Genomic DNA, 11,263 nt, shown 5'->3' on the forward strand with positions numbered 1-11,263 from the left:
TCTTCGTCCGGATTGCGCTCGCGAGCTCCATCCCTCGGGGGACTTCTTATGCCGACAACTTGCCGGCTGCGCCGCGACCGTATGCCTCCTGCTTGCCTCGCTGAAGCTTGTCAGGCCTTGTTCTTGTTGTAGACGTCGAAGATCACGGCGCCGAGCAGCACCAGGCCTTTGACCACCTGCTGCCAGTCGACATTGACGCCCATGATCGACATGCCGTTGTTCATCACGCCCATGATGAAGCCGCCGACGACCGCCCCGATAACCTGGCCGACGCCGCCCATCGCCGAGGCGCCGCCGATGAACACTGCGGCGATGACATCGAGCTCCGAGCCGAGACCCGCCGCCGGCACCGCCTGGCCGAGACGAGCCGCGATGATCAGGCCGCCAAGCGCCGACAGCACGCCCATATTGATGAACACCATCAGCGTCAGCCGCTCGGTGTTGATGCCCGACAGCTGCGCCGCCTTGGGATTGCCGCCCATGGCGTAGATGCGCCTCCCGATGGTCATGCGCTTGGTGACGAAGACGAACAGCGTGATCAGCACGCCCATGACCAGCAGCACCACGGGCAGGCCGCGGTAGCTGGCAAACTCATAGACCAGGAACAGCGCCAGCGCGCTGGCGACCAGCGTCTTGACGACGAACAGGGTGAAGGGCTCGGCCTCATAACCATGGCGTTCTCGTTTGCGCCGGGTGCGGACCCCGAAATAGGCATAGGCGAGCACGGCGATCAGCCCCAGCACGACCGTCGTCATGTGCAGGGTCACGCCGCTGCCCATGATGGTCTTGCCGGCTGCGTTCACGACCGGCGGGACGAGCGTCAGTGGGCCGATCACATCCGGGATGAAGCCGGAGCTGAGCATCTTGAAGTCGTCGGGAAGCGGACCCACCGACGAGCCGCCGCCAAGCAACGCCTGGCAAATGCCGCGGAAGATCAGCATGCCGGCCAGCGTGACAATGAAGCTCGGTATCCGGTGATAGGCGATCCAATACCCTTGCGCGGCGCCGATCAGGCCACCCGCGACCAGGCAGACGATCGAAACCACCAGCGGATTGCTCAGCGGTCCGAGTTGCCAGATGACCATCATGTTTGCCGCCAGCGCGCCAATGAAACCGGCGACCGATCCGACGCTGAGGTCGATATAGCCCGATACGATCACCAGCAGCATTCCCAGCGCCATCACGATGATGAAGGAGTTCTGCTGCACTAGATTGCTGAGGTTGACCGGCTTGAACAACGTCCCCGACGTGGTGAACTGGAAGAACAGCATGATGACGATCAGCGCTATGATCAGCCCGTATTCGCGCAAATTCGTCGCCAGCGCCGAGACGGCGATGCGCGGGCGCTGTTCGTCGGCGACGTTGCCCTGCGGGGCGGGGGCGCTTTCGGTGCTCATGCTGCTTTTCCTTCTCCCCGGACGATAGCGCGCATTATCTTTTCCTGGCTTGCTTCCGCCGCCGGCATTTCGCCCACCATGCGCCCTTCGTTCATGACGTAGATGCGGTCGGTAATCCCTAGCAATTCCGGCATTTCCGACGAGATGACCACGATCGCCTTACCCTCCGAGGCAAGGCGCGCGATGATCGTGTAGATTTCATACTTGGCGCCGACATCGATGCCGCGTGTCGGCTCGTCGAGGATCAGCACGTCAGGATCGGCAAACAGCCATTTCGACAGCACCACCTTCTGCTGGTTGCCGCCGGAAAGATTGCCGGTCATCTGATAGACGCTTGACGCACGGATATTGGTCTTCTTGCGATAGTCGTTGGCGACCGCAAGTTCGCGCATGTCGTCGATCACGCTGTGGCGCGACACGCCGTCGAGATTGGCCAGCGTAATGTTATGCTTGATATGATCGATGAGGTTCAGGCCGTAGGTCTTGCGGTCCTCGGTGACATAGGCGATGCCGTGTTGGACCGCCTTGCTTACCGAGGAGACATCGACCGGCTTGCCCTTGAGCAGCACTTCGCCGGTGATGCGGCGGCCATAGGAGCGGCCGAACAGGCTCATGGCGAATTCGGTGCGGCCGGCGCCCATCAGCCCGGCGATGCCGACCACCTCGCCCTTGCGCACATTGATGTCGATGCCCTTGATCACCTGCCGCTCGGCATGGAGCGGGTGATAGACCGACCAGTTTTTCACCTCGAACACGACTTCGCCGATCTTGGGCTCGCGCGGCGGATAGCGGTCGTCGAGCGAACGGCCGACCATCGAGGTGATGATGCGGTCTTCGGAGATATCCTTCTTGGCCAGCGTCTCGATGGTGCGCCCGTCACGGATGACGGTTACCTTGTCGGCGACCCGGTTGATCTCGTTGAGCTTGTGCGAGATCAGGATCGAGGTCATGCCTTGTCGCTTGAATTCGAGCAGAAGATCGAGCAGCGCCTGGCTGTCTTTCTCGCTGAGCGACGCGGTCGGCTCATCGAGGATCAAAAGCTTGACGTCCTTGCTCAGCGCCTTGGCGATCTCGACCAGCTGCTGCTTGCCGACGCCGATATTGGTGATCAGTGTCTTGGGGTCCTCCTTGAGGCCCACCTTCTTCAACAGGGCAGCGGTGCGCGCCTCGTTGGCATCCCAGTCGATGACGCCGTATCGGGCGTTTTCGTTGCCGAGGAAGATATTTTCGGTGATCGACAGCATCGGCACCAGCGCTAGCTCCTGGTGGATGATGACGATGCCCTTGTGTTCGCTGTCATGGATACCTTTGAACTGGCATTCCTGACCCTGAAAAATGATCTGGCCGTCATATGTGCCGGCGGGATAGACGCCCGACAGAACCTTCATCAGCGTCGACTTGCCGGCGCCGTTCTCGCCAACCACGGCGTGGATCTCGCCTTCTTCGACGCTGAGGTTGACGTTCGACAGCGCCTTCACGCCGGGGAACGTCTTGGTGATGTCGCGCATCTCCAAAATCGTCGTCATCAGGGCAAGCTCCTCCTGTTGCATGTCGCTCCAAAGTGCTTGCGGTTTGAGACAACGACATGCACGCAAACTAAGTCCGGTAGAAACAATACCGGGGTCGCTTGTGAACGGAAAGGGGTCCTGCGTCGCGCAGGACCCCTGTCTTTCTAAACGGATTACTTCAGTTCGTCGGCCTTGATGTAGCCGGAGTCGACGACCAGTGCCTGGTAGTTCGACTTGTCGACCTCATGCGGCGTCAAAAGGATCGAGGGAACGACCTTGACGTCGTTGTTGTAGGTCTTTTCGTCGAGGCCGTCCGGCTTGCCGCCCGAGAGCACCTTGTCGACGAGTTCGACGGTGGCCTTGGCCAGTTCGCGGGTGTCCTTGAACACGGTCGAGTATTGCTCGCCCGTGATGATCAGCTTGACCGAAGCGGTTTCGGCGTCCTGGCCGGTCACGATCGGCCACGGCTGGGCGTCGGTACCGTAACCGACGGCGCGCAGCGAAGCGGTGATGCCGCGCGACAGGCCGTCATAAGGCGAAAGAACGCCATCGACGCGGCTGCCGTCCGAGTAGTTGGCCGACAGAAGGTTGTCCATGCGCGCCTGGGCGGTCGCGGCGAGCCAGCGCAGCGTGCCGACCTTGTCCATGCCGGTCTGGCCGGACTTGATCTTGATCGAGCCGTCATCGATCAGCGGCTGCAGCACCGAGATTGCGCCGTTGTAGAAGAAGAAGGCGTTGTTGTCGTCCGGCGAGCCGCCGAACAGTTCGACGTTCCACGGCTTGGTGTTCGGGAAGCGCTCCTTGAGACCCTTGACCAGCGAGTTCGCCTGGATCACGCCGACGCCGAAATTGTCGAAGGTGGTGTAGTAATCGACATTGGCGGTCTTCTTGATCAGGCGGTCATAGGCGACGACGACGACGCCGGCGTCGGCGGCCTTCTGCAGCGCGTCCGAAAGGGTGGTGCCGTCGATCGAAGCGATGATCAGCGCCTTCGGGCCCTTGGTGATTTCGTTTTCCAGCTGGCTGAGCTGGTTGGGGATGTCGTCCTGCGCGTACTGCAGGTCGACCGTGTAGCCGAGAGCTTCGAGCTGGGACTTGACGGCATCGCCGTCATTGATCCAGCGCTGCGAGGTCTTGGTCGGCATCAGCACGCCGACAAGACCCTTGTCGGCTGCATGCGCCGAGTAGGTCATGGCAGCGATGCCAAGGGCCGCGACGGCGGCCAGTGTCTTGATGATTTTCACGTAAAACTCTCCCTGGTTGATGGACGCGACACCTCGGGGCTTCGCGGGCCGCGCAGTCGGGCGGATGCGCCAAAGCGCCGCCGCCGTCATAATCGATCTCCGGTATCCTCCCAATCGGCCCTCAGATTTAAATCGATACGATTTTGCTCGTCATCGACCGTCAAGTCTTGAGGACGCGCGAAAGTGTGACCCTTTGCCATAACTGTCAAATGCGATCTTCGGTGGTTGCTATACCAAAACCGGTATATGACTAAACCGGACTGGAACAGTGGCGGAAGCGGGAAAAGGCATGGCGGCTTTACGAGGTCCTCAGGGAATTTCAAGCGGTTACGATGAATTGCCGGGCGATGGCGAGACACTTCTGCGTAGCGGCTTGAGCCTGCGTCACATGCGCATGATCGCAGCACTCGACGATCACGGTCGGGTGAGTGCTGCCGCCCAGGTGATGAACATCTCGCAGCCGGCGGCCTCGCGCATGATTTCCGAGATGGAAGCGGTGCTCGAGGTGAAGCTCTGCGAAAGGCTGCCGCGCGGCATCACACTCACCCCTTACGGCAAGGCGCTGGCCCGGCGCGCGCGCTCGATCCTGCTCGAAATGCGCGAGGCCGACCGCGAAATATCGGAGCTCAAGGCCGGCAAGGGCGGCTCGGTGTTCCTTGGCGCGGTGACGGCGCCGGCGATCGAACTGGCGGTCCCGGCGATCCGCGAGATACGCCGCCTCTATCCGCGCATCGAGATTACCATGCAGGTCGAGACGTCGAATGTGCTGGCGCGCGAACTGATCGCCACGCGCCATGATTTCATCATCGCCCGTGTCCCCGAAGACCTCAATCCGCGCCTGTTCGAATCGCGCGTCATCGGCGTCGAGAAGGCCTGCCTGATCGTGCGCCGAGGCCACCCGCTGAGCAACGGCCATCCTCTAAACAATGGGAAGGCGGTGAGGCTGGAGGACACCGCCGCCTTCGACTGGGTGTTCCAGTCGGGCGGGTCGCCGCTGCGCCAGGCGATGGAGAGCAATTTCCTGAACCGCAACATCGCCCTGCCGGACCGCATCCTCAACACCTCGTCGCTGCTGCTCACACTGGTCATGGTGGCGCAGTCCGACGCCATCGCCCCGGTGTCGATCCAGGTGGCAAAATTCATCCAGAACCCCGACGGTCTCGCCGGCGCCATCGATGTCGTCCAGACCGAGTTCGACATCGAGGTCCGCCCCTACAGCCTGATCACGGTGAAGAACCGCGTGCTGTCGCCGGCAGCCAAGATGCTGCACGATTTTATATTGCGGGAAGTGGGATAGGAACTGGAGCGGGTAGAGGGAATCGAACCCTCGCGTTCAGCTTGGGAAGCTGACAAGCTACCATTACATCATACCCGCGTCGGCCTCTCGATATCATGATGGGCGTGCTTCGGGCAATCGCCCTTGGACAGCTGTTCGGAAACGGCTGTTGGAAACCCGACCGATTGCGCCGTCCGCCCGCCTTGATGCGGGCGCAGCAAGTGCGTATTCGTGGGTTTGTACCCCGAATCCGGGCACACCAATCTGGAGGCAGGCCCCTTGTCCACAGTGACGCGCTTTCTCGGTGACTCGCCCGTCAGGGTGATCGTCAAGCTGCTGGTCGTGTCGTTCCTGGTCGGCCTGGTCATGAATGCGTTCGGCTGGACGCCGATGGACGTCTTCTACCGCATCCAGGGTTTCTTCATCGATCTTTGGAACCTCGGCTTCAACGCGGTCTATCGCTTCTTGGGCTATATCCTGCTCGGCGCCGCGATCGTCGTGCCGGTGTTCATCCTGCTCAGGCTCGCGAACTACCGGAAGTGAAGCGGACCACGATCCCGAAAAGTGGAAACCGGTTTTCGGAAAAGATTGTGCTCAAACCAAAGGCCACTCAGGCAAAGTCCGACGCCACCTCGAACAGGATGGCGTGGCGCGCCGCGAGCGCTGCGACATCGGTCGAATAGCCGCCGCCGATGACACCGCAGACCGGGATGCCCAGCGCGCGGAAATGACCGATCACCATGGCGTCGCGGGCACGCACGCCGTCATCGCTGAGCGATAGCCGGCCGAGCCGGTCCTCGGCATGCACGTCGACACCGGCATTGTAGAAGACGATGTCCCAGTGCGCCTTGGCCGAGAGCTCCGGCAGGAGGACACCCAGCCGTTCGAGATAGGCGCCATCGCCGGTGCCGTCCGGCAGGGCAACGTCGAGATCGGAGGCAATCTTGCGCACCGGATAATTGCGCTCGCCATGCATGGAAAAGGTGAACGCGCGTGGCTCGTCTTTCAGGATGTCCGCGGTGCCGTCGCCCTGATGCACATCGAGATCGACGATCAGGATGTTTTTCACCGCGTCTTGGGCTAGCAGCACCAGCGAAGCGACGGCAACATCGTTGAAGGTGCAGAAGCCCGCGCCTTGCGCGCGCCGCGCATGGTGGCTGCCGCCGGCGCTGTTGCAGGCAATGCCATTGATAAGCGCCAGTCGCGCCGCCAGCACCGTGCCGCCGGCGGCGAGTTGCGCCCTGAGCGAAACGCGCGGTCCCACGGGAAAGCCGATCTCGCGCTCGATCTTTTCAGGCACTGAACACGTGATGACCTGGTCGACATAATCAGCCGCATGGGCGAGCTTCAGCCAGGAGGCCGGCGCCGGCTCGGGCATCGACAGCGCCCCCGCATGGATCAGACCCCTGATATGCAAGGCCTGCATCAGCAGCGGATATTTGCTCATCGGAAAGCGATGATTGACGGCGAAGCCGGCATCGTAGTCGGGATGATGGACGATCTGCAGGGGCATGGCTAAAGCAATTCCAGGAAAAGTGTGCAGCGGTTTTCCCGGGAGAAGCGCGTAGCGCTTCCCCTTGGGAATTGCTTAAAACCAGTACTCGGATCCGGCGGGCTCGCGCCAGAAGAACATTTCGGTTGGCCGTCACGGCAAGAGTGATTGCGCGGTGGCCGGAAAATGGGGCACATCGGCTGTTCGATCAAGCCGCAATCAGCAAGGCAGCAGTCCCCTGGACACGGGTGCAATCCCAGCCGACGCGAGACCCTTCGCCGTCACCAACCGTTCGGTGCTCGCCATCGCCGTGCCGATGACGCTCGCCTATCTGACGACGCCGCTGCTCGGCATCGTCGACACGGCGGTGGTCGGGCAGTTCGGCGATGCCGCCCTGCTCGGCGGCCTGGCGGCCGGGGCCCTGGTCTTCGACGTCGTCTTCAGCACCTTCAATTTCCTGCGCTCCGGCACCACCGGCCTCGTCGCCCAGGCGTTTGGGCGCGGCGACGAAACCGAGGAGCAGGCGGTGTTCTGGCGCGCCGTGCTGATCGCGGTCGCCGCCGGCATCGTGCTTGTCGTCCTTGCGCCGCTGATTGCCATCGCCGGCCAGAAATTCATCGGCGGCGAAGCGCGCGTCGGCGAGGCGATGGGCGTCTATATCCACATCAGAATGCTCGCCGCCCCCTTCACGCTGATCAACTACGCCATCCTCGGCTATGTCCTTGGACGCGGCGAGGGCGGGCTTGGGCTGATGCTGCAGGCGGTGCTCAACGGCATCAACATCGTGCTTTGCATCCTGCTCGGCCTGAAGCTTGGCTGGGGCGTCGCCGGCGTGGCCTGGGCGACCGTCACCGGCGAATGTCTGGCCATGCTGCTGGGTCTCGCCATCGTTGTCTGGCGCTTCCGGGCCGCACCCCGCCTGCCGCGGCATCGCCTGCTCGACATGCCCGCTTTCCTGCGCATGCTGTCGCTCAACCGCGATATCATGATCCGCTCGTTCTCGCTGCTCGCCGCTTTCGCGCTGTTCACCCGCCAGGGCGCGCAGTTCGGCACGCTGACGCTGGCCGCCAATGCCGTGCTGATGAACTTCTTCCTCGTCGCCGGCTATTTTCTCGACGGTTTCGCCACCGCGGCCGAACAGTTGGCGGGACGCGCGATCGGCGCACGTGCCGAGACGGCGTTCCGCCGGGCGGTACGTCTGACCTTATTCTGGGGGTTCGGCCTCGCCGGAACCGCCACGCTGATCTTCTGGCTCGGCGGCGCCGGCCTGATTTCGTTGATCACCACGTCGCCGGATGTTCGTGCTGTTGCCGACATCTATCTGCCGTGGGCGGCACTGACACCGCTGAGCGGCGTGCTGGCCTTCCAGATGGACGGCGTCTTCATCGGCGCTACCTGGTCGCGCGAGATGCGCAACATGATGCTGGTGTCGTTCCTGGCCTTCAGCGCCGCATTGTTCAGCTTGGCGCCGTCTCTCGGCAATCACGGCCTGTGGGCGGCGCTGCACGTCTTCCTGCTGGTGCGCGGCTTCAGCCTGCTGGCCATCCTGCGGCTCCGGTTGCGCACGGCGTTTTAGAGCGGCCTGGCAGCCCACTGATCGAGCCGGCTGTCGCGCAGTTCGCGCAATGATTTCAGCCGCTCCTTGTCGGCAAATCGCACCATCCCGGCAAGGATGCGCCCCGGCAGCGCCGGCCCGGCATAGACCATGCCGGTATAGAGCTGCACGAGGTCGGCGCCGGCGCGGATTTTCTCCAGCGCGGCATCAGTGGAATCGACGCCGCCGACGCCGATGACGGCGCGCTCCGGCCCGAGCAGCCGACGCATCTTGGCCAGCACGATGGTCGAACGCTCGAACAGCGGTTTTCCCGAGAGACCGCCGGTCTCGCCGCTTGTGCTACGCAATCCGGTTCGCGCCAGCGTCGTGTTGGAGACGATGACGCCGTCAATCTGCTTCTCGCTGACTTCGGCGGCGATGTCTTCAAGCTCGGCCTCGACCAGATCGGGCGCGATCTTGAGGAAGAGGGGCGGCTGCGCCGAAGCTGCTGCACGCACCGACATGACCCGAGACAACAGTTCGCCGAGCTGTTCGCGCGCCTGCATGGTGCGCAGGCCGGGCGTGTTGGGCGACGAGATGTTGACGGTGAGATAGCTGGCGTATTTCGCAAAACGGGAAACGCCCAACTCATAGTCACGGACACGATCGGCGCTGTCCTTGTTGGCGCCGATGTTGACGCCGACAATGCCGCCGCGTCCCTGGCGCGCGGCAAGGCGTTTTTCCGCCGCCTCGTGGCCCTCATTGTTGAAGCCCAGGCGGTTGATCACCGCATCATCCTCCGTCAGCCGGAAAATGCGCGGCTTCGGATTGCCGGCCTGCGGCAGCGGCGTCACGGTGCCGACTTCGGCAAAGCCGAAGCCGAGGCCAAGCAGCGCGTCGGGCACCTCGGCGTTCTTGTCGTAGCCTGCGGCCATGCCGAGCGGATTGGGGAAGGCGATGCCACAGAGGCTGAGCTTCAACCTGTCGTCGCGCACCGTCCGCGCGCCGACCGGCAGACCGCATCGCAGCGCCGCGATCGACATGCCATGCGCCGTTTCCGGATCGAAGGTGAACAGCAGTTTCTGGCCGATGCGATCGAACACGATCATTCGGCCTCCAGCGCCGGGAATTGATGGGCGCCGTCGGCCCCGAGCGGCAGTGGCCGCACCCACAGCACGGCGCTCATATCGAGCACGCCATAGAGATGCGGGAACAGCGCGCCGCCCCGCGAGACCTCGTATTTCAGCGCGTCACCGAGCAGCGCCCCGTCGATGGCGATCAGCAGCAAATCCATCTGGCCGGCGAAATGCTTCGCCGCCGTCTCCCTGACCTGATCAGCGGTGGAGAAATGGATGAAGCCGTCGGCGATATCGATCGGAGCGCCGGTGAAACGGCCGTTTTTCTCGGCCTCGCGCCAAAGCGCTTCGGGCGCGATCTTGTAGATAATCTGAGACATGGTTGCGCTATAATCCGAACCGATCATGCGGGGAAGGGCAACTCGTCCGCATTTACGGCGCAAAGCTGTGATAGGTTGCGCATACTGGCTCGTGGAGGATGGAACATGCGTCTGCAGCACATACTGATCCCCGCCGCACTGGTCTCGCTGGTTGCGGCATCGGCCTGGTCCGAAGAGACCGACCGCTACCGGCTGGAAAAATCCGCCAACGGTTATGTCCGCATGGACACCCGGACCGGCGCCATGTCGATCTGCGAGGAGCGCTCCGGCCAGCTCGTCTGCAAGATGGCCGCCGACGAACGCGCCGCCTTCCAGGACGAAGTCGACCGTTTGCAGGCCTCGATGAAGGCAATGGACGAACGCGTCGCCAAGCTCGAGAACTCGCTGTCCGCCCGCCTCGAATCGAAGCTGCCGAGCGAGGAGGATTTCGACAAGACGATGAGCTATATGGAGCGCATGCTGCGCGGCTTCATGGGCATCGTCAAGGAAATGGACAAGGATGACGGCGCCAATCTCAATTCGCAAAAGACCTGAACTGCCCGCGGGGAAATGCCCCGTCCGGCCATTGCCGCTTGAAACAAAGCGCTTCGCCGCATAATCGTCCGGTCCCGTAAAAGCCGATAATCAATAAGGGATTTGGGGAGGAACATTTGCCGTCGGGCTACACCTTCGTCATTGCCGACGACCATCCGCTGTTCCGCGGCGCCTTGAAAGAGGCGCTTGCCGGCGTCGGCGATGTCGCCGCCATTCACGAGGCCGGCGATTTCGAAAGCGCCAAGGCGCTGGTCGTGGCCCATGAGGATGTCGACCTCGTGCTGCTCGATCTGTCGATGCCGGGCGCCAGCGGCCTGTCCGGTCTGATCGCGTTGCGCGGCATCCACCCGGCGGTGCCGCTGGTGGTGGTGTCGGCGCACGACGACCCGGTGACCATCCGGCGCGCACTCGATCTCGGCGCGTCCGGCTTCATCTCCAAATCGGCCAGTATGGAAGAGATTCGCAGCGCCGTGCAGACGGTGCTGGCCGGCGACATCGCAGCACCCGTCGGCATCGACCTCGGCGTCGAGCGCGACCCCGAAATATCCGACCTGATCAAGCGGCTGCAGGCGCTGACACCGCAGCAGACGCGTGTCCTCGGCATGCTGGCCGAAGGCCTGCTCAACAAGCAGATCGCGTACGAACTCAGCGTCTCCGAAGCGACGGTCAAGGCGCATGTCTCGGCCATCCTGCAAAAGCTCGGCGTCGACAGCCGCACCCAGGCGGTGATCCAGCTGTCCAAGATCGGCAGCGATCCGTTGCAGCCAGCAGGCTAAAGCGCATCGCGCTGAACGGATTCATGCGACCCGCTTTAGCTCTTGT

General features: G+C 62.8%; 11 protein-coding genes and 1 tRNA gene. 5 read left to right on the plus strand and 7 right to left on the minus strand.

Annotated features, from left to right (window positions below; genetic code table 11):
- Positions 1-110: 110 nt before the first annotated feature.
- From mmsB to chvE, 3 genes are all read right to left on the minus strand, one after another.
- Positions 111-1,397: a multiple monosaccharide ABC transporter permease gene (gene mmsB / locus NLY37_RS27190; protein WP_023669637.1), complete on the minus strand. Its 1,287-nt coding sequence runs from the start codon at positions 1,395-1,397 to the stop codon at positions 111-113.
- Positions 1,394-2,926: a multiple monosaccharide ABC transporter ATP-binding protein gene (gene mmsA, locus NLY37_RS27195; protein WP_027049369.1), complete on the minus strand. Its 1,533-nt coding sequence runs from the start codon at positions 2,924-2,926 to the stop codon at positions 1,394-1,396. The genes mmsB and mmsA overlap by 4 nt, the downstream gene beginning before the upstream one ends.
- Positions 2,927-3,078: 152 nt before the next feature.
- Positions 3,079-4,149, minus strand: a complete 1,071-nt coding sequence (gene chvE, locus NLY37_RS27200; RefSeq protein ID WP_023681943.1) for a multiple monosaccharide ABC transporter substrate-binding protein — start codon at positions 4,147-4,149, stop codon at positions 3,079-3,081.
- 289 nt (positions 4,150-4,438) lie between these two features.
- Between chvE and NLY37_RS27205 the strand changes: the two genes are divergently transcribed.
- Positions 4,439-5,446, plus strand: a complete 1,008-nt coding sequence (locus NLY37_RS27205) for a LysR family transcriptional regulator (protein WP_023681942.1) — start codon at positions 4,439-4,441, stop codon at positions 5,444-5,446.
- Positions 5,447-5,450: 4 nt separating this feature from the next.
- On the opposite strand, the gene NLY37_RS27210 is transcribed toward NLY37_RS27205, so the two are convergent.
- Positions 5,451-5,524: transfer RNA gene (locus NLY37_RS27210), tRNA-Gly, on the minus strand.
- Between the two features lie 180 nt (positions 5,525-5,704).
- On the opposite strand from NLY37_RS27210, the gene NLY37_RS27215 reads away from it, so the two are divergent.
- Entirely contained in the window at positions 5,705-5,968 is a 264-nt protein-coding gene (locus NLY37_RS27215) for a DUF6460 domain-containing protein (protein WP_023696688.1), read from the plus strand.
- A gap of 67 nt (positions 5,969-6,035) precedes the next feature.
- Here the strand turns inward: NLY37_RS27215 and NLY37_RS27220 are convergent, their stop codons facing one another.
- Entirely contained in the window at positions 6,036-6,938 is a 903-nt protein-coding gene (locus NLY37_RS27220; protein WP_023740733.1) for a histone deacetylase family protein, read from the minus strand.
- 217 nt (positions 6,939-7,155) lie between these two features.
- Here NLY37_RS27220 and NLY37_RS27225 point away from each other — a divergent pair, with 217 nt between their 5' ends.
- Positions 7,156-8,493, plus strand: coding sequence for an MATE family efflux transporter (locus tag NLY37_RS27225; RefSeq protein WP_023740732.1), 1,338 nt, complete (start codon positions 7,156-7,158; stop codon positions 8,491-8,493).
- Here NLY37_RS27225 and NLY37_RS27230 read toward each other — a convergent pair.
- Both NLY37_RS27230 and NLY37_RS27235 read right to left on the minus strand, forming a co-directional pair.
- Positions 8,490-9,560, minus strand: coding sequence for a quinone-dependent dihydroorotate dehydrogenase (locus NLY37_RS27230; protein ID WP_023740731.1), 1,071 nt, complete (start codon positions 9,558-9,560; stop codon positions 8,490-8,492). The genes NLY37_RS27225 and NLY37_RS27230 overlap by 4 nt on opposite strands.
- Positions 9,557-9,907, minus strand: coding sequence for a DUF952 domain-containing protein (locus tag NLY37_RS27235; protein WP_023669645.1), 351 nt, complete (start codon positions 9,905-9,907; stop codon positions 9,557-9,559). Before NLY37_RS27235 ends, NLY37_RS27230 begins: the two co-directional genes overlap by 4 nt.
- A 105-nt stretch (positions 9,908-10,012) precedes the next feature.
- Here NLY37_RS27235 and NLY37_RS27240 point away from each other — a divergent pair, with 105 nt between their 5' ends.
- A complete protein-coding gene (locus NLY37_RS27240; protein ID WP_023740730.1) occupies positions 10,013-10,441 on the plus strand; it encodes a hypothetical protein in 429 nt (142 codons plus the stop codon).
- A 116-nt stretch (positions 10,442-10,557) separates the two neighbouring features.
- The gene (locus NLY37_RS27245; protein ID WP_023740729.1) at positions 10,558-11,217 is read left to right on the plus strand and encodes a response regulator transcription factor; all 660 of its coding nucleotides are present in this window, start codon (positions 10,558-10,560) and stop codon (positions 11,215-11,217) included.
- The last annotated feature ends 46 nt before the right edge of the window (positions 11,218-11,263 follow it).

Origin of the sequence: Mesorhizobium sp. C395A (genome assembly GCF_030323205.1) — a bacterium.
GTDB lineage: Bacteria > Pseudomonadota > Alphaproteobacteria > Rhizobiales > Rhizobiaceae > Mesorhizobium.